Below are 18369 nucleotides of genomic sequence, written 5' to 3' on the forward strand. Positions count from 1 at the left end.
CGACGACGAGCACGTCCGCGTCAGGGAGACTCTCGAGCACCTCGGCCAGCACGACGGCGATCGAGGCGCTCTCGTTGTAGGCGGGCATGACGACGAGGACGCGCGAGTCGACGCGCGTGGCGCCGTCACGGCTCATGCTCTCGGTCACGGTCCCCTGATGCCTTCCGCACTTCGTCCGGTCTGGTCTGCCGCCCATGGTGCCTGCCGCTGTGGGGTCCTGTCCGGCGATTGGCGCAACTCGCGCACCGCGCCCGGGTTGTGCGGCGCCGGCTCACAAGCGCGGGCCGCCGTAGCGGACGGAGTCGGGCAAACCAGCCGTGCAGTCCCGGTGGGTCGCCTATGCTCGCCGAGACTTTAGGGGCACGAGCCTCCTCTCGGCACCCACGAGTCGCACGGATGCAAGGGGAGGAGCTCGAGGCATGTCGCCAGCGAGAGCCGCGTCTGAACGGGTCGCCGTGGCTTCCACCATGACGGGCCGGCCGGAAGGTGCACGGGCGGGTCTTGGCCTGCGGCTTCGCACCTTCCTCGTGACCTACTGGGTCCCGCTGGTCGTGTTCGCGTCCTCACGGGTCGTCGACACCGTGGTTCTCGCCATCGCGGCACGGGAGCAGGTGGCGCTCAGCAGCACCCGGGTCGACTACTACGTGTATGACCCGGAGCCCGCGAACCCCGGATACCTCGGCATCGTGTCGAACTGGGACGCCCAGTCGTACCGCCGGATCGCGACCGACGGGTACGAGCTGCCGACGCCAGGATCGTCGGCCGCTGACACAACCAACACGCTGTGGACCTGGGCCTTCCCGCCCGCGTACCCGATGCTGGTCCGCGCCGTCATGTCGGTCACGTCGCTGTCTTTCCCGGTGGCGGCCACCATCGTCAGCTGTCTGGCTGGCGCTGGGGCCATGGTTCTGCTGTACCGGCTCGTCATGCGGTCAGGCGGTCGGTTCCTGGCCGGGGTCACGGTGCTCTTCTCGAGCTTCTTCATCAGTGCGCCGCTGCTCCAGATCGGCTACAGCGAATCCCTTGCCTTGCTGTTCCTCATGGGAGCCCTGAACCTGCTCGTCGACCGACGGTACTGGTTGGCGGCCGCCGCCGTCCTGGCGCTGTCGATGACGCGCATCGTGACGCTGCCCCTCCTTCTCGCGGTTCTGGTCCACGGCTATCTGCGGTGGCGTCACGAAGGGCCTTTCTGGAGGAGCCGGGCGAGGGAGGCTGCCGGTCTAATGGCTGCGGCTTGGGCCAGCGTCCTCGGCCTCGTCGCATGGATGCTAGTGGCGTCAATCTTCATCGGCACCGAGGCCGGGATGGAACGCAGCGCCGGTCAGCGAAGCCTGTACCTCGGTTGGTTCGATGACCTGTCTCACCTGTTCGGAGTCCCCGGCCCTGTCTTCCTCGCGCTGTTCCTCGGCCTCTTCGCCCTGAACGTCCTGGGTCCTCGAGGGCGGCCCTGGTGCCCGGAGCTGCGCGCCTGGTCGATCGGCTACCCCCCGTTCCTGTTCGCGATGACGCCGATGCTCCCTGCCGTCCTGCGGTACCTGCTGCTTCTGCCGACGTTGCCGGTCCTCCTCGCGGGGACGCCCCGCACCGCCTCGAAGCGTTCCATCGTCTGGGTCGGCGTGCTCCTCGTCGCCCTCGTGGCCGGTCAGTGGTGGTATGCCAACCACATCATCGTCGTGTTCTCCACGGAGGCGCGCCCGGCGCCCTGAGCGACGCCCCGGGGAGATGGCGCTGTGCGACCCACGACTCCTTGGCGTTCGTCGCCGTGGCGGTCAGCGAGCCAGCACGAGCAGACCGCCGGCCTCGCTGCGGACCGTGAAGCCCGCGGCCACGGCAACGGCCTGCTGTCCTGAGCCCCGCTGGGCGATGACGACCTCGGCCTGCTCGAGCGCCCGGGTGGCGCCGTTGGCGTCGGCGCGAAGGAAGGCCAGGTAGGCCGACTGGTCGCGTGAGCCGAAGGCGTCGAGGGGGTTGCTGACCCAGACCGTCGCGCCGGCGGCCGCCAGCTCCTCGGACAGCGGTTCGGGGGCCAGGACGACGCGTCCCCCCGCTGCCCGCGCGGCAGCGGCGACGTCGAGGTCGTGCCGGTGCAGGCCCGGTGCCCGTCCGGCGAGGACCGCCGAGGCGGCGACGACGCCGACGAGCACCACGAGGGCCGAGCCGACGCCGACGCCGCTCGCGCCGGCCCTACGGGAAAGCGGCCCCTGCCCGGGCTCGGGTGCCGGACCCTGCTCGTTCCGCGAGGCGGATGAGGCCGCCGCCGAACCGGCGAGGAAGAGCAGCAGCCAGACGGCGTTGCGCGAGGCGATGACCGTCCCGGCCGCGAGCCCGGCCACGGCGACGAACTCCCACGCCGGTCGCCGGCGCCGGAACGCCATGGCGCCGAGCACGAGGGCCGCGACGACCATCGCGAGGTCGAAGGGGTTGGTCAGGTCGGGGCGGCCCCACATGCCCGACGCGTCGGAGGTCGCCTCACCGCCCAGCACCCCGAGGTAGTACTGCGGCGCGCGCCACAGCCCCGGGTTGGCGCACGCAGCGACCAGCGACGCGACTCCCACGAGCACCACCTCGACAGGGTCGCGCCTCAGCCGCGAGAACAGCAGATGGCAGCCGGTGGCCGCCACCCCGACGAGGACGGCTCCGTGCAGGTTGCCCCACAGCGCGAGCAGCGGCACCACGAGCCACATCCTGCGAGAAGGGCGGTCGTGCTCGGACCGCAGCAGCACGAGCAGCAGCGCGAAGGGGACCAGTGACAGGAGCTGGACGCGTGCCACGAGCAAGGAGGTCGCCGCGCCGACGGCCAGCACGGTCAGGACGAGGGCGGTGCGGGCCACGGGCGCACCGCGGCGCACCGCGTGCCAAGCCACCAGGCCGAGAGTAACCCCCACCGAAACGACCTGTGCCGCAAGGAGACCCAGCGTTCCTGCGCTACCGGCGACCGAGAGAACGAGCTGACCGAGGGCCGTCGTGTTCACCCATCCCGAGGTCGACGCGGCCGCGAAGGGCACGCCCTCGGGCACCGATCCCGACGCCCGGATGCGGTCCCCGAGCGCCACGGGCCAGAAGGCGTCCGAGCCGGTGGTCACCACCGCCGCGACTCCCGCGAGGAGCACGACGAAGACGGCCGCGCACGCGACGTCCACGGCCGGCGCCGGTGCACCGCTGACACGCAGCCGGGAGCGGTCGTGCGTGGGAGGCGTGTCCCCCGACATCGGTGCTCCCTTCCTCGTCCGGCGTCACGGCGCGCTGGCGGCCGGCGTCCCGCTCAGCAGCTCAAACCCTGCCACCCGGCGCGTCCGGTTGACACCTCTTTGGGTTGGTGATGGGAACTTCAAGCATTTTCAGGACAGGGCGTCAACGCCCACCTAATCTCTGTTCAGCGGGGGGCACATCGGGTGGCCCTGCACCACTGGGAGGAATGAACAATGACGAAGCTTGCTGCCAAGCTCCAGACGGGTATCAGCCGGGCCATGGACCGCGAGAAGGGCGCGACCGCCGTCGAGTACGGCCTCATGGTCGCCCTCATCGCCGTCGTGATCATCGCGGCCGTGTCGCTTCTGGGGAACAAGCTGTCGACGACCTTCAACAACGTCGCGACCCAGGTCTGACCTGGTGATGGGCGCCGACCGAACCCGGCCGGCGCCCGACCACGGCTCGTTCGTCGGGAGACGGGCTGCCACGCACCAGCATGACGTCTGGCACTCATCCGCAACGTTCGAGGAGCGCATTACATGACCAAGCTCGCATCCAGGATCCAGGCCCGTCTCAACGGGGACCGGGGAGCGACGGCCGTCGAGTACGGCCTCATGGTTGCCCTGATCGCCGTCGTGATCATCGCAGCGGTCTCGCTGCTGGGCAACAACCTGTCGACGACGTTCAACAACGTCGCGGCGCAAGTCTGAGCACGACGTCCACGCCGGGGGGCCGTGGACGACACAAAGCGCAAAATCCGGCACGGGGAGGGCGGTCTGGCATGGCCAGAGGTGAGCGCGGCGCGGCCGCCGTGGAGCTCGCGATCGTCCTTCCCGTGCTGTTTCTCGTCATCGCCGGGATCGTCGACTTCGGCCGCTACTTCTTCACCCAGATCCAGGTGACGAACGCCAGCCGTGAAGGCGTGCGCGCAGCGGTCGTGCTGCCCAACCCCGCGGCGACCGACATGACGGCCATCACCCAGCGTGCATCCGCTGCGGCGGTCGGCGTGCCCGGCCTCGCCGTCCCGGGCGTCGTGACGTGTTCCGCCGGCTCCACCGCCAACGCGTCGGTGACGGTGACGGCGACGTTCAACTGGATCATCATGGGTCCGGCGATTCGCCTCGTCGGGGGGAACTGGGGCCTGTCCGGCCCCGTGGCTGCGACAGGAGTCATGCGATGCGGAGGGTGAACCGTCGTCTTCGTCAGCGTCACGACGCGGGTGCCGTGGCGGTCATCGTCAGCATCCTCGTCGCCACCGGCGTCATCATGGGCTCGCTGGCCATCAGCGTCGACATCGGCTCCATCATGTCGGAGCGACGCCAGCTGCAGAACGGCGCGGACGCCTCCGCCATGGCTCTGGCGCAGATGTGCGCGACGAACAACGCGGCCTGCAGCGACGCCAACGCCGCCACCGCGGTCAAGCCGCTGGCCAACGCGAACGCCAAGGACGGGTTGTCCTCGGTGTCCAGCGTGTGTGCCTCCGCGGTCACGAGCATCACGACGGCTTGCGAGACCCCGGACGCCACGAGCCTGACCAAGTGCACGCCCAAGCCGGGCTGGCTCGTCTCCGGCATCCCGTACGTCGAGACCAAGACGCGGACCGAGACCTCGAGCGGCACCACGGTCCTCACCCCCTTCGCCCGCGCCCTGACGAACAGCTCGGGCAGCACCGTCTACGCCTGTGCGCGCTCGGCCTGGGGATCGCCCGGTCAGTACACCGCCAAGGTGCCCATCGTCGTGTCCGAGTGCGAGTGGAAGCGGAACACGAGCAGCGGCACGGTCTACCAGACTCCGCCCGGCTCGCCGTGGCCCGGGTACGGCTCGTCGGCGGGACAGACCCCGTGGCCGGCCAGCAGCGCCGAGATCACCATCATGCTCAAGAGCACGACGGTGGCCCCCTGCGCGATCAACGGCAAGGACACCGCCGGCGGCTTCGGCTACGTCGTCGACAGCGCCGGCAACTGCCAGGCGAACGTCAGCATCAACGACTGGGCCCAGATCGACGCCGGCAGCTCGCCGCCGAGCGGCTGCTACGACGCCGTCGCGGCCCTGCGCGGCACCGTCGTCGAGCTGCCGATCTTCGACTGCCTCGTCAAGGCGGGGTCGCTGCCGACGGGCGGCATCTCCGGCTACCCGGACTGCACCGGGGCCAGCGGTGGCGGCTCGAACTCCTACTACCACGTCGTCGGGTGGTCGAAGTTCTACCTCACCGGCTACAAGGTCGGTGGTTCCCAGGAGGCCGCGAGCCTGCTCAGCGGGACCGTCCCGTGCACCGGCGGTGACCGGTGCCTGTCCGGGTGGTACGTCACCGGGACTCTCGACCGGGCCGGCACCATCGTGCCGCCCACGTCGGGCAACAACTTCGGAGCCTACGTCGTCCTGCCCGCGGGCTGACGGCACCACGAACGTCTCAACGCATCACAGCTAGTCGGGGGGAGCCCTTCATGAACCGTCGCATTCTCGCCATCCTCGTGGCCGTCGTGCTGGCCGTGGGTGGCGGCGCGCTGGTCATCATGTACGCGCGCAGCGCCGACGAGCGTGCCATCGCCGAGCAGGCGCCGGCCCCGGTGTGGGTCGCGCAGAAGCTCATCCCGGCGGGCACGACCCTCAAGGACGCGCAACGCACCGGCCTCATCGCCCAGACGAGCGTCCCGGCCAAGGCCGTGCCGGTCGGCGCCCTCCAGGAGGTCAACGCCGACAACAACGCGCTCCTCGCCGTCAACGACATCCAGGCCGGCGAGTACCTGCTCGCGGCCCGGTTCAGCACCCAGCCGGCCGGCACAAAGGCCATCGAGGTGCCGAGCGGGATGCTCGCGGTGTCGCTGTCCCTGTCCGACCCGGCACGCGTCGGCAAGTTCGTCACACCCGGCTCGCACATCGCGATCTACCAGAGCTACCAGATCAAGGACCTCAGTGACACGCCCGAGGCCAAGATCCTCAACGAGAACCAGGTCAAGGGCACCAGCCTCCTCATGGGTGACGTGCAGGTGATCGCCATGGGTGACGCGCCCCTCGCGGGCGCGGCGGCCCAGCCCGTGCCGGAAGGCCAGTCACCGACGGCTCAGGGGGCTGCCGGCGGCTTCCTCGTGACGGTCGCGGTCAAGCCGACGGACGCCCCACTGCTCATCCACGGAATCCAGAACCGAACGCTCTACGCTGCTCTTCGAGGCTCTGACGTCCAGATCGACCCGAAGCAGGAGGTCACGGACCTCCAGTTGAGAGATGCGGTGACTTCGCAATGACGATCCTCTGGGACTTCGACCCGAACGCTGTCGACACGTACCGGTTCGCCATCGGAGCCGACGCGCTCCTGCTCACGTCGGGACCTCGCGTGAGCCGGGCCCTGGAGGAGGACCGCAACCACGCGCTCGTCATCATTGGCCCGGACATCGACCTCGACCTCGCCTGCGAGCTGGCCGAGCGCGAGCGCATCGACCGACCCGAGCTCGGCGTCATCCTGCTCCGCCACCGCCTCGACGTGACGGCCCTCGCGCAGGCCCTGCGCAGCGGCGTCCGGGAGGTCGTCCAGGCCGACGACCAGACGGCGCTGGCCGACGCGGTCCGCCGCTCGACGGCGCTGACGCAGCAGCTGTCCGGTCACAGCGCGATGGGGGGCGGCCGCGAGGGCAAGGTCATCACCGTCTTCTCCGCCAAGGGCGGTGTCGGCAAGACGACGATGTCGACCAACCTGGCCACCTACCTGGCCTCCACGGGAGCCAAGACGCTGCTCGTCGACCTCGACCTCATGTTCGGCGACGTCGCGATCAGCCTCCAGCTGCAGCCGCGCGGCTCGGTCCGCGACGTCGTCGCGATGGCCGGCCACCTCGACGAGGCCGGCATCGCGTCGGTCGTCACCACGCACCCCGAGAGCGGTCTCGACGTCATCGCGGCCCCCGCGGACCCGGCCGATGCCGACCGGGTGCCCTCGCACGTCATCGTCGAGCTGCTCCGCGACGCCCGCAGCCTCTACGACTACGTCCTCGTCGACACGCCGCCGTCCTTCACCGAGCACGTGCTGGCCGCCTTCGACGTCAGCGACCTGACCGTCCTCATCGCGACGCTCGACATCCCCGCCGTGAAGAACCTGCGCATCGCGATCAACACCCTCGACACGCTCGGCGCCTCCAAGGAGTCCCGGACGATCGTGCTCAACCGCTCCGACGCCAAGGTGGGGCTCAAGCCCGACGACGTCGAGGTCGCGCTCAAGACCCCGATCTCGGCCAACGTGCCGAACAGCCTCACGGTCCCGGCGTCGGTCAACCGCGGTGTCGCGCTCGTCCTCGACGAGCCGCGCAACCCGGTGTCCATGGCGATCCGCGACCTCGCCGACAACGAGATCCGACGCCGCTTCGGCGAGGACATGCAGAACGGTGCGAAGCGCAGCAGCTTCGGACTCCTGAGGAGCAAGCGATGAGCAACCTGGCAGACCGCCTCGACCGGGCGCGCGCGGCGACCCAGGTCGCCGAGCCCGGCATCAACGGCCAGCACCGCGGCAGCGACGCCGCGGGCCGGCGTCGCAACGCCGACCCCTTCGCGACGGTCAAGGAGCGTGTCCACGCGGCGCTCGTCGAGTCGCTCGGCCCGCGCCTGTACGACCCGCACCTGGCCGAGAGCGAGCTCGCCGCGCAGGTGCGGCAGACCCTCCAGGACGTCATCGACTCGGAGCAGACGCCGCTGTCGCACTCCGACCGGACGCGCATCGCGCAGGACGTCAGCGACGACATCCTCGGCCACGGGCCCCTCGAGCCCTACCTCCGCGACGCGGAGGTCAGCGAGATCATGGTCAACGGCCCCGACGACATCTACATCGAGCGCGACGGCAAGCTGTTCCCCGTCGAGGCCCGGTTCTCCGACGAGGGTCACCTGCGCCGCACCATCGACAAGATCGTCGGACGCGTCGGCCGCCGCGTCGACGAGTCGAGCCCGATGGTCGACGCCCGTCTGCCCGACGGCTCGCGTGTCAACGCCGTCGTGCCGCCGATCGCCCTCGACGGCTCCATGCTGACGATCCGCAAGTTCGCCGCCGACCCGTTCAACGACCGCGACCTCATCTCGTTCGGCACGTTCACGCCGATGGTCCGCGACTTCCTCGAGGCGTGTGTCCGCGGCCGCCGCAACATCATCATCAGCGGTGGTACCGGCTCCGGAAAGACGACGACGCTCAACGTCATCAGCTCGTTCCTGCCGCACGACGAGCGCATCGTCACCATCGAGGACGCCGCCGAGCTCCAGCTGCAGCAGGACCACGTGCTGCGTCTCGAGGCTCGCCCGGCCAACATCGAGGGCCGCGGCCAGATCTCGATCCGCGAGCTCGTCAAGAACTGCCTGCGTATGCGCCCCGACCGCATCATCGTCGGTGAGATCCGTGACGGCGCCGCGCTCGACATGCTGCAGGCCATGAACACCGGCCACGACGGCTCGATCACGACCGTCCACGCCAACAGCCCGCGCGACAGCCTGGCCCGTCTCGAGACGATGGTGCTCATGGCCGGCGTCGAGCTGCCGGTTCGCGCCATCCGCGAGCAGGTCGCCGGCGCCGTCGACCTCATCGTCCAGCAGTCCCGTCTCAAGGACGGCTCGCGCAAGATCACCGCGATCTCCGAGGTGGTCGGCATGGAGTCCGACGTCATCACGCTGCAGGACATCTTCACCTTCAACTACGGCGCGGGTCGCGACGAGAACGGCCGCTTCCTCGGCACGCTCCAGCCCACCGGCATCCGCCCGAAGTTCGCGCAGGACCTCGCCGACGTCGGTGTCGAGCTGCCGATTTCCCTGTTCGCACGGACCGGGCTGTGAGCAGCGTCCGTCGCCGACTCGCGCTCGTCCTGGCCGCCGCGACGGCCGGGCTGCTCGTCCTGCCCACGACCGCGCACGCCGATGACCCCGTCACCGTCGGGCTGAGCAACGTCACCGGGACGACGTCCGCCGGCGCCGCCACCATGACCGGGGTCCTGACGATCCGGAGCAAGTCCGACGTCCAGGTCGACCCGGCCAGCCTCAAGGTGACCATCGACGGCACCGAGTACCCCGTGACCGTCAAGCAGGCGCCCAAGCGCGACCGTAAGGCGATGCTCGTCATCGACACGAGCGGTTCGATGGGCGTGGCCGGCATGCTGACCGTGCGCAAGGCCTCGGCCGTCTACCTGCGCACGGTTCCCGCGGACGTCAAGGTGGGGGTCGCGTCGTTCGCGAACACCGCGGGCGTCGACCTGCCGCCGACCCTCGACCGGGCCGCGGCTCTCCGGGTCGTCGACGGGCTGGACTCCCGTGGCGACACCAGCCTGTACGAGGGCGTGCAGGACGCCGTGACGGCCCTCGGCACCACCGGTGACCGCAGCATCGTCCTGCTCAGCGACGGCGCCGACACCATGGCCAAGGACCCCGCGAGGGCGCTCGCCAACACCATCACGAAGCTGCGGCAGGCCGGCGTCCGTGTCGACGTCGTGCGCTTCAAGACCCAGGAGGCGACGGCGAGCGCGGCTCTTCAGCGGCTGGCCTCGACCAACGGTGGCTCGGTCGCAGCGGCGGACAACGCCGCCGCCGTCACCTCGGCGTTCCAGACCTCGGCCCAGGCGCTCAACCGCCAGGTGCAGCTGTCGGTCCGGGTACCGAGCGCCATGACCGGACGCCACGCCTACACGGTCAAGGGCACTGCCGGTACGACGCCGTTCTCGTTCACCCAGCAGGTGACCTTCGGTAGCGCTGCAGCGCCGGCCACGCCGACCCCGACCCCGACCGCCGGCGCGTCGCCGCCCGCGGCCTCGGGGGTGCTCGCCGGCCTCGTCCCGGCGAACACCGCGGAGCGCACTCCCCTCATCGCCGCGGCCCTTCTCGCCCTGGCCATGCTCGTCGGGGTCGGTGCCGCCCTGACGCCGACGTTCCAGACCAAGCGCGAAAGGCGCGTCGCAGCGATCGAGACCTACGTCGTGGGCACCGGACTGCCGCTGTCGCCGCAGGAGACGAAGGCCACCCAGAGCACCATCGCGGCGCAGCTGCTCGACATCGGCGACCGCGTCATGAAGGACCGCAAGTCGACGAGCAAGACCATGGCGCTCATCGAGAAGGCCGACCTGCCGTTCCGCGCGGGGGAGTGGCTCATCCTGCGCATCGTGGCGGTCATCGTCGGAGCCGCCGTCGGGATTTTCTTCGCCGGCGAGGCCAAGCTCGTCGGTCTGCTGCTCGGGGCCGTCCTCGGCCTCATCGGGATGCCGGCCTTCCTCCGGTTCGCGGCCAGTCGTCGCGCGACGAAGTTCGAGGCGCAGCTGCCCGGGATCCTGCTCCTCGTCTCGACCAGCCTCCGCAGCGGCTTCGGCCTGCCGCAGGCCCTCGAGGCCGTCGCTCGCGACGCCGCCGAGCCGAGCGGCAAGGAGTTCAGCCGAGCCCTCGCCGAGACGCGCATCGGCACCGACCTGTCCGACGCGCTGGAGCGCGTGGCCAACCGCATGGACAGCGACTCGATGCACTGGACCGTCATGGCGATCCGCATCCAGCGCGAGGTCGGCGGCAACTTGGCCGACACCCTCCGCACGACGGCCAACACGCTGCGCGAGCGCGAGTCCCTCTACCGCCAGGTGAAGACGCTCTCCGCGGAGGGGCGCCTGTCCGCCTACATCCTCATCGCGCTGCCGATCCTCATCTTCTTCTACATGATGAACGTCAACTACGAGTACGTCAGCCTCCTGTGGACCACGACCCTCGGGCTCTTCATGAGCGTCGGTGGGCTCGTCGCCCTCGGTGTCGGCGTCGTGTGGATGCGCAACGTCGTCAACATCGAGGTGTGAGATGAACGTGGACCCCATCTACATCGCGGCAGCCCTCGTCGGCATCGGGCTCATGGTCGCCGTCCTGTCGATGTCCTTCGGCACGAGCGAGCCACGGGGCGTGGCCAAGTCCCTCATGCTCATCGAGAGCAGCGTCACGAGCCGGTCCGTCGTCACGGCCGACCTGGGAGCCAAGGACCGCCTCGTCACACCCGTGTTCGACCGCACCAAGGCCTTGGCGGTGGCCTTGTCGCCCAAGGGAACCGAGGACCGCTACACGTTGCTGCTCGACCGCGCCGGCAACCCGTCCCCGTGGACCGTCGAGCGGATCATGGGTGCCAAGGGCGTCTGCCTGCTGCTCGGTGTCGTGCTCGGCGTCGTGTACGGGAACTTCCAGCTCACCAGCGTCGTGTACGGCCTCCTTCTCGGCGCCGTGTTCTTCTTCGTGCCCGACCTCCTGCTCTACAACGCCGGCATGCGCCGCCAGGAGCAGACCGGCAAGAGCCTGGCCGACGCGCTCGACATGCTGACCGTCTGCGTGGAGGCCGGTCAGGGCTTCGACGCGGCGCTCCTCCAAGTGGCGCGCAACGTCGAGGGCCCGATCTCGGGGGAGTTCGCCCGCGTCATCTCCGAGATCCAGATCGGCAAGTCGCGTGGCGAGGCGTTCTCGGCCATGGGCGACCGCGTCACGCTGCCCGAGGTGAAGAACTTCGTGACGGCCCTCGTGCAGGCCGACCGGCTCGGACTTCCCATCGCCGGGGTGCTGCGCGAGCAGACCGCGAACATGCGACTGGTCCGCAGGCAGAAGGCCGAGGAGAAGGCCCAGAAGGTCACCATCAAGATCCTCTTCCCCCTCATGACGTGCATCCTGCCGGCATTGTTCATCGTCATCATCGGCCCCGGTGCGATCCGCATGGCCAGCGCCTTCGGCTGACCGGGACCGTGGTCGTCTCGCCGGAGGCCCGACGGCTGGAGCGGAGCACCGACTCCGGTCGCCGACGCGTGTCGCCGGTGGCCCGGCTGGGTTGGCTGCTTCCCGGCGCGGTGCTGGCGCTGTTCGCCGTCAAGGCGCTCGGGCCGGTCCGCGACCCGGACACGTTCTGGCACCTTCGGGCCGGTGAGCACCTCCTGCAGACAGGGCAGTTCGTCCTCGACGATCCGTTCGGCGCCGGCGCGGAGCGGCCGTGGATCCTCAACCAGTGGTTGCCCGAGGTGCTCCTGCACGGCGCCGACGCGGCCGTCGGGCTCCCGGGTGTCGCGTGGCTGCTCTGCCTCGGCACGGTCCTCGTCGGGGTGTGCCTGTGGGTCGCCTGCCGGCGCGCGTCGTCGGCGTTGGTGACGGCGCTCGTCCTCGCCGTCGCGTTCGTCGCGATGAGCGGCAGCCTGTCGCCGCGTCCGCAGCTGGTGACGTTCGGGCTCGCCGCGCTGACGGTGGACGCGTGGCTGCGCACGCTGGTCGACGGCCGCGCCCGCTGGTGGCTCGTCCCCGTCACCTGGCTGTGGGCGTGCTCGCACGGGATGTGGTTCGTCGGTCCGGGCCTCGGGCTGCTCGTCCTGCTCGGCGGTCTGCTCGACGGGCGACTCCATCCTCGCCGTCGGGAGGTCGCGCGCCTGCTCCTGGTGCCCGTGCTGTCGGTGGCCGCGGCGGCCGTCACGCCGGTCGGGCCGCGGCTGTTCGCCTCACCGTTCCAGGTGGCCGACGTGGCTCCGTTCGTCAGCGAGTGGCAGGCGACGTCCCTGGCCGACCCGGGGCTCTGGGCGATGATCGCCCTCGTGGTGCCGGTTGTCGTCACGATGCTGCGTCGGCGCGAGCAGCGTTGGACGGCGGCACTTCTCGTCGCGGTGGCCCTCTACCTTGCCCTCGCGCACGCGCGCACCGTGGCGCTGGCTGCGGTCGTCATCGCGCCGCTGGCCGCCGCGGCCCTGCAGTCACTCCTGCCCCTGCCCGACGCGGTGCCGACCCGGCGCGAGCGCGCCGCGACGGCGGTCCTGCCCGGGCTCGCGCTCCTGCTCACGGCCGTCCTCGCGCCATCCGTCGCGGCCCGCCCGGCTCTCGGCGCACCCGGGCTCGACAGGCCCCTGTCGGCCCTCCCCGCGGGCACCGTCGTGTGCAGCGACGAGACCCTCGGTGGCTGGCTCGAGTGGGCCCACCCGACGCTGCGGCCCACGATGGACACCCGCGTCGAGCTGCGCACCGCCGAGCGCATCCGGGCCTACCACCGCTTCGTCTCCGCGGCCGACGGGTGGGACGCCTACCCGGCCCAGCTGCGCTGCGGCGCAGCGCTGGTCGCGGACGACGCTCCCGTCGTCGGACGCCTCGCCGATGCCGGCTGGTCGGAGGCGGCGCGCGCCGACGGCTACGTGCTCCTGCGGGCGCCACGATGACCGCTCCCGGCACCGGCTCGGCGGCCGAGCGAACCGACTCGGTGGACGACCCGTCCACGGCGCCGGCAACCGGTCCGGGCACCGACGTGCGAAGGATGGACCTCGGCCGCGTCGTCCGGCTGGCCCTGTGGGTCAGCCTCCCCGCGGCGCTGTGGGTGCTGGCCCTGAGCCGGCTCGGAACCTTCGGCACCGACTCGGCCCACGCCTACTGGGTCGTCTGGCGGGTGTCGCCCTACGGCGTCCCGCCGGGCACGCCGGACGCGTTCAACTACTCTCCGGCCTTCGCGCAGCTCGCCTGGCCGCTGACGCTCCTGCCGTGGGCGGTCTTCCTCGCCGTCTGGTCCGGTCTGCTCACCGCGGCGCTGACGTGGCTCCTGTGGCCGCTGCCGGGGCGCTGGCGCTGGCTCACCCTGCTCTACGTCGTGCCGCCGGCCCTCGTCATCGGCAACATCGAGGCGTTCCTCGCGGTGGCCTGTGTGCTCGGGCTGCGGCGTCGGGGCGCGTGGGCGTGGGCCTTCCCCCTGCTGACGAAGGTGACGCCGGGCCTGGGTCCGGTGTGGTTCGCCGTGCGCCGCGAGTGGCGCGCGCTCGCCGTGAGCGTCGGCGTGACCGCGGCGGTCGTCCTCGCCTCGTACCTGGCCGCCCCCGACCTCTGGGCGCGATGGGCCCGGTTCCTCACCGACGCGCCGACGCCGCCGACGCAGGCCTTCTACCCGCCGCTTCTCGTGCGGCTGCCCGTCGCGGTGGTCTTCACGGCGTGGGCCGCCCGCCGGTCCAGGCCCGCCTGGCTCGCGGTCGCGATGGCCGTGACGATGCCGCTGTGGTCGAGCGGCGTGCTCATCCTCCTCGCCGCGATCCCGCGCTTGCGCCGAGACGCCGCCTCGCGGGGCGGCGTCTCGGCCTCGCGGCGCGGCACGCCGCCTCGCCACGGGTGAGGGACGCCGCGGCGTCAGGCGCTGAGGGAGGCGTCCACGTCCGTGGTGGCATCGACCCGCGCGGCGAGGGTCGCGATGAGCTCGGCGAGCTCGGCGCGGCGCTCGTCCGTGACGGTGAGCTCGCCCGTGGGTGAGACGTCCTGGGTGAAGACGAGCCCGGTCGACCCGACGACGTCGGCCTTGACGTGGCCGAGGACCTTGGTCAGGTCGGCGGTGGCGTCGGTCGCACCGGTCCAGCCGTAGCCGACGAGCGCGACGGGCTTGGCGTGCCACTCGGCGAACAGGTAGTCGACGGCGTTCTTGATCGGCGCCGGGAAGCTGCGGTTGTACTGCGGAGTGACGATGAGGACGGCGTCGGCCTCGAAGACCTGCTTGGCCCAGGCCTTGGTGTGCGGCTTGGCGTAGTTGCCGTTCTTCGGCATGTCCTCCTCGTCGAAGAAGGGCAGGGTCGACAGGTCGACGAGCTCGGGCTGCCACTCGTCCGCGGGCGCCTGCGCGGCGACCCACTCGGCGACGACGGGGCCAATGCGGCCGGGACGGGTGCTGGACACGACGACACGAAGCTGCTTCACGCTTCAACGAATACCACGCATCCGGACCTCGGTCCGAATCGCGCTCGCTCCGCGGGCAGCCTCAACCGTCACCATCTCCAGGTGCATGGCGTCCGTGAATGCGGGCCATGGGCCGCGCCATGGGCTGGATGGGGTGGGCGGCCGTCCGCCGCGCCCGAAGGTGGGGGCGGGAACGCAGCCCGAGTCACCGTGCAGGCGGACCCGGTTCGGTGAGGACGCAGACGATGCCGCCATCGGCGGGGCCGATCTCGAGGCGTCCCCCGCCGAGGTGGAAGGCCTGCCAGCCCTCGAGGGCCCGCAGGAAACGGCGCTCCTGCTCCATCGCCTCGGGTGGGCCGGCCTTCCGGGTCATGCCGGTGCCCTCGACCTTGATGAGCTCGTTCTCCGCGACGTACGTGCCCACGATGCGGTTGACGCCGGTGGTCCCGGTGAGCAGGCCGTCCTCGCTGAGGGACAGCCGGGGCTTCGGGTCGGCCGTCGGCACGCCGGCGATCGACGCGACGACCCAGGTGTGCGGCTCCTGCTCCACGCTGCTCATGGCCCGAGTCAACCACGGACGGGCTGCGCCGCCGGGGGCCATCCACAGCGTCGTCGGCGACGCTGCCGACCGTGGGGCGGGGGATGACGACGCCGCCCGCCCCACGGGTGCGCGGGACGGGCGGCGTCGAGCCGATGCCAAAGGCCGCCGAGGACGCGGCGGGAGCGGTCAGGCGGAGGAGCCTCCCTCGGACATCCCCGTCTTGATGAGATCCATGACCGAGCTGTCGGCGAGCGTCGTCACGTCGCCGACCTCGCGCCCCTCGGCGACGTCGCGCAGCAGGCGGCGCATGATCTTGCCGGACCGCGTCTTGGGCAGCTCGCTGACGATCATGATCGAGCGCGGCTTGGCGATGGGGCCGATCTCCTTGGCCACGTGGTTGCGCAGCTCCTTGACGAGGTCGGTGCCCTCACCCGGCTCGTCGGCCTCCTCGATGGCCTCCTGGCGCAGGATGACGAACGCGCAGACGGCCTGGCCGGTGGTGTCGTCGTTGGCCCCGACGACGGCCGCCTCGGCGACCTTGGGGTGCGACACGAGCGCCGACTCGATCTCGGCGGTGGACAGGCGGTGCCCGGACACGTTCATGACGTCGTCGACGCGGCCGAGCAGCCAGATGTTGCCGTCCGCGTCGTACTTCGCGCCGTCGCCCGCGAAGTAGTACTTCTCGCCGAACCGCGACCAGTACGTCTCCTTGTACCGTTCCGGGTCCCCCCAGATCCCGCGCAGCATCGAGGGCCACGGCTTGGTGAGCACGAGGTAGCCGACCTGCTCGGGCGTGGTGAACGGCCGGCCCTCGTCGTCGAGGATCTCGGCGCTGACGCCCGGGATCGGCTTCTGTGCTGAGCCCGGCTCCAGCGTCGTGACACCGGGCAGTGGGCTGATCATGATCGCGCCCGTCTCGGTCTGCCACCACGTGTCGACGATCGGGGCGCGGCCCCCGCCGATGTGCTTGTGGTACCAGAGCCAGGCCTCGGGGTTGATCGGCTCGCCGACCGAGCCGAGCAGGCGCAGGGAGCTCATGTCGAACTTCGCCGGGATGTCGGTGCCCCACTTCATGAAGGTGCGCACCGCCGTCGGGGCCGTGTAGAGGACGGTCACCTTGTAGTTCTGGATGATCTCCCACCAGCGGCCCTGGTGCGGCGTGTCGGGCGTCCCCTCGTACATGACCTGCGTGGCGCCGTTCGTGAGCGGCCCGTAGACGATGTAGGAGTGGCCGGTGACCCAGCCGATGTCGGCGGTGCACCAGTAGACGTCGGTGTCGGGGTGGACGTCGTGGACGACGGCGTTGGTGTACGCCGTCTGGGTCAGGTAGCCGCCGGTCGTGTGGAAGATGCCCTTCGGCTTCCCGGTGGTGCCCGACGTGTAGAGGATGAAGAGCGGGTGCTCCGCCTCGAACGCCTGTGCCTCGTGGGTCGGGGCGGCCTGCTCGAGCGCCTCGTGCCACCACAGGTCGCGGCCCTCGGTCCAGGCGGTGTCCTGGCCGGTGCGCCGCACGACGAGCACCTTCTGGACCGACGTGTCGCCGTGGTCGAGCGCGGCGTCGACGGCCGGCTTGAGGGCCGACGGTGCGCCGCGGCGGTAGCCACCGTCGGCGGTGATGACGACCTTGGCCCTGGCGTCGTCGATGCGCGAGTGCAGCGCCTCCGCGGAGAAGCCGCCGAAGACGACCGAGTGCGGCGCGCCGAGACGGGCGCACGCGAGCATCGCGACCGCGGCCTCGGGGATCATCGGCAGGTAGATTGCGACGGTGTCGCCCTTGCCGACGCCGAGGTCGGCGAGCGCGTTCGCGGCCCGCTGCACCTCCGCGTGGAGGTCGGCGTAGGTGATGTCCCGTGTGTCGCCGTCCGGCTCGCCGACGAAGTGGATCGCGACCCTGTCGCCGCGCCCGGCCTCGACGTGACGGTCGACGGCGTTGACGCAGGCGTTGAGCTCGCCGTCGGCGAACCACTTCGCGAACGGCGGGTTGCTCCAGTCGAGGGACTGCGTGAAGGGCTTGCTCCACGTGAGGTATGTGCGGGCCTGCTCGGCCCAGAACCCCTCGTGGTCGGCGGCCGCCTTCTCGTAGAGGTCGGCGGTGCCGTTGGCCTGCGCGGCGAACTCGGCCGGGGGTGGGAAGGTCAGTCCCTCGTGGACGAGGTTCTCGAGCGGCTTGTCGCTCACGGTGTCACCCTTTCGCATCGACGGTGGTGCGGTCGCGACGACTCCTGCGGGCGCTGGCGCGCGGACATCGACGGTCGAGCACAACTCAAACGCAGGCTAGTTCGCCCAGCAAGGCCCAGGTGACGGGGGTCTCATCGCTACCGACGAGTAGCACGGCGAGCGGTTGCCGACATCCGACGAGCGGTCGCACCGTCGGATGAGGTGGCGTCCGGGGTCACACCTGTGGGACCGCGCTGGGGCAGAGTGGTTCGGTGACCGACGTACGTCCGTTCCGACCGGCCGATGCCGAAGGCGTGGCCCGGCTGTGCCGTGAGCTCGGTTGGCCCTCGTTCTCCGACCCGGACGTGGCGGTCCGTGCCTGCACCGCGCCCGGGGTCGTGGCCTTCGTCGCGGTGGAGCCGGCCGGTGAGGGGGTGCCCGAGCGCGGGGAGCGGGTCGTCGGGTTCGCACAGGCCTTCGGTGACGGCGTCGTGCAGTCCTACCTCGCCCAGCTCGGCGTCGCAGCCTCGCACCGACGCCGTGGCACGGGGCGCAGGCTCGTCGAGGCGGTCTTCGCGGCGTCGGGCACCCGTCGCCTGGATCTCGTCACCGACGACGCGCAGGCGTTCTACCGCTCGTTCGAGCACCGCGAGAAGCCCGGATTCAGGCTCTACCCCGGCGCGGAAGGCGCGACGCCGGTCGACGACCGGATCGCCATCGACACGATGCACGAGGAGCCGCACGGCTCCGACTGACCACTGGCGTCTCGAGCGCGCCGGCATCGTCGGTCTCCGGGCAGCACACCGTCGGTGGAGCACCGAGAAGCGCGCCAGGGCGCGGTTGTCGCGTCG

General features: G+C 70.9%; 17 protein-coding genes. 13 read left to right on the forward strand and 4 right to left on the reverse strand.

The genetic code is table 11. The features are described from left to right. The first annotated feature begins 455 nt into the window (after positions 1–455). Positions 456–1706 (forward strand): hypothetical protein, encoded by a 1251-nt coding sequence (locus ACPYOM_RS04980; protein WP_481345123.1) that lies wholly within the window; start codon positions 456–458, stop codon positions 1704–1706. A gap of 63 nt (positions 1707–1769) precedes the next feature. Here ACPYOM_RS04980 and ACPYOM_RS04985 read toward each other — a convergent pair whose 3' ends face one another. Next, positions 1770–3209: a hypothetical protein gene (locus ACPYOM_RS04985; protein ID WP_481345124.1), complete on the reverse strand. Its 1440-nt coding sequence runs from the start codon at positions 3207–3209 to the stop codon at positions 1770–1772. 213 nt (positions 3210–3422) lie between these two features. On the opposite strand from ACPYOM_RS04985, the gene ACPYOM_RS04990 reads away from it, so the two are divergent. From ACPYOM_RS04990 to ACPYOM_RS05040, 11 genes are all read left to right on the forward strand, one after another. Continuing rightward, on the forward strand, positions 3423–3605 hold the full coding sequence (locus ACPYOM_RS04990; RefSeq protein ID WP_481342058.1) for a Flp family type IVb pilin: 183 nt from the start codon (positions 3423–3425) through the stop codon (positions 3603–3605). A 123-nt stretch (positions 3606–3728) separates the two neighbouring features. Then, the gene (locus tag ACPYOM_RS04995) at positions 3729–3899 is read left to right on the forward strand and encodes a Flp family type IVb pilin (protein ID WP_481342057.1); all 171 of its coding nucleotides are present in this window, start codon (positions 3729–3731) and stop codon (positions 3897–3899) included. A 71-nt stretch (positions 3900–3970) separates the two neighbouring features. After that, a complete protein-coding gene (locus tag ACPYOM_RS05000) occupies positions 3971–4378 on the forward strand; it encodes a TadE/TadG family type IV pilus assembly protein (protein WP_481342056.1) in 408 nt (135 codons plus the stop codon). Continuing rightward, the gene (locus ACPYOM_RS05005) at positions 4375–5583 is read left to right on the forward strand and encodes a pilus assembly protein TadG-related protein (protein WP_481345125.1); all 1209 of its coding nucleotides are present in this window, start codon (positions 4375–4377) and stop codon (positions 5581–5583) included. The genes ACPYOM_RS05000 and ACPYOM_RS05005 overlap by 4 nt, the downstream gene beginning before the upstream one ends. A 50-nt stretch (positions 5584–5633) precedes the next feature. Then, positions 5634–6431, forward strand: a complete 798-nt coding sequence (gene cpaB, locus ACPYOM_RS05010; protein ID WP_481342054.1) for a Flp pilus assembly protein CpaB — start codon at positions 5634–5636, stop codon at positions 6429–6431. Continuing rightward, the gene (locus ACPYOM_RS05015; protein WP_481342053.1) at positions 6428–7603 is read left to right on the forward strand and encodes a CpaE/TadZ family protein; all 1176 of its coding nucleotides are present in this window, start codon (positions 6428–6430) and stop codon (positions 7601–7603) included. The genes cpaB and ACPYOM_RS05015 overlap by 4 nt, the downstream gene beginning before the upstream one ends. Continuing rightward, positions 7600–8985: a TadA family conjugal transfer-associated ATPase gene (locus ACPYOM_RS05020; RefSeq protein ID WP_481345126.1), complete on the forward strand. Its 1386-nt coding sequence runs from the start codon at positions 7600–7602 to the stop codon at positions 8983–8985. Before ACPYOM_RS05015 ends, ACPYOM_RS05020 begins: the two co-directional genes overlap by 4 nt. Continuing rightward, positions 8982–10970, forward strand: a complete 1989-nt coding sequence (locus tag ACPYOM_RS05025; RefSeq protein WP_481345127.1) for a type II secretion system F family protein — start codon at positions 8982–8984, stop codon at positions 10968–10970. Before ACPYOM_RS05020 ends, ACPYOM_RS05025 begins: the two co-directional genes overlap by 4 nt. Before the next feature lies 1 nt (position 10971). Beyond that, entirely contained in the window at positions 10972–11883 is a 912-nt protein-coding gene (locus tag ACPYOM_RS05030; RefSeq protein ID WP_481342355.1) for a type II secretion system F family protein, read from the forward strand. Between the two features lie 8 nt (positions 11884–11891). Beyond that, on the forward strand, positions 11892–13334 hold the full coding sequence (locus ACPYOM_RS05035; protein WP_481345128.1) for a hypothetical protein: 1443 nt from the start codon (positions 11892–11894) through the stop codon (positions 13332–13334). Continuing rightward, positions 13331–14269 carry a glycosyltransferase family 87 protein gene (locus ACPYOM_RS05040; RefSeq protein ID WP_481345129.1) on the forward strand — a complete coding sequence of 313 codons (939 nt, stop codon included), beginning with the start codon at positions 13331–13333 and terminating at the stop codon, positions 14267–14269. Before ACPYOM_RS05035 ends, ACPYOM_RS05040 begins: the two co-directional genes overlap by 4 nt. Positions 14270–14283: 14 nt before the next feature. Here ACPYOM_RS05040 and ACPYOM_RS05045 read toward each other — a convergent pair whose 3' ends face one another. The 3 genes from ACPYOM_RS05045 to acs all read right to left on the reverse strand — a co-directional run bounded on the left by ACPYOM_RS05045 (position 14284) and on the right by acs (position 17557). After that, on the reverse strand, positions 14284–14841 hold the full coding sequence (locus ACPYOM_RS05045) for an NADPH-dependent FMN reductase (protein ID WP_481345130.1): 558 nt from the start codon (positions 14839–14841) through the stop codon (positions 14284–14286). 184 nt (positions 14842–15025) lie between these two features. Then, a complete protein-coding gene (locus tag ACPYOM_RS05050) occupies positions 15026–15379 on the reverse strand; it encodes an META domain-containing protein (RefSeq protein ID WP_481342359.1) in 354 nt (117 codons plus the stop codon). Between the two features lie 168 nt (positions 15380–15547). Next, positions 15548–17557, reverse strand: coding sequence for an acetate--CoA ligase (gene acs, locus ACPYOM_RS05055; protein WP_481345131.1), 2010 nt, complete (start codon positions 17555–17557; stop codon positions 15548–15550). 233 nt (positions 17558–17790) lie between these two features. Here acs and ACPYOM_RS05060 point away from each other — a divergent pair, with 233 nt between their 5' ends. After that, positions 17791–18273: an N-acetyltransferase family protein gene (locus tag ACPYOM_RS05060; protein ID WP_481342361.1), complete on the forward strand. Its 483-nt coding sequence runs from the start codon at positions 17791–17793 to the stop codon at positions 18271–18273. The last annotated feature ends 96 nt before the right edge of the window (positions 18274–18369 follow it).

It is taken from the genome of Monashia sp. HAY1-2A (genome assembly GCF_056755315.1).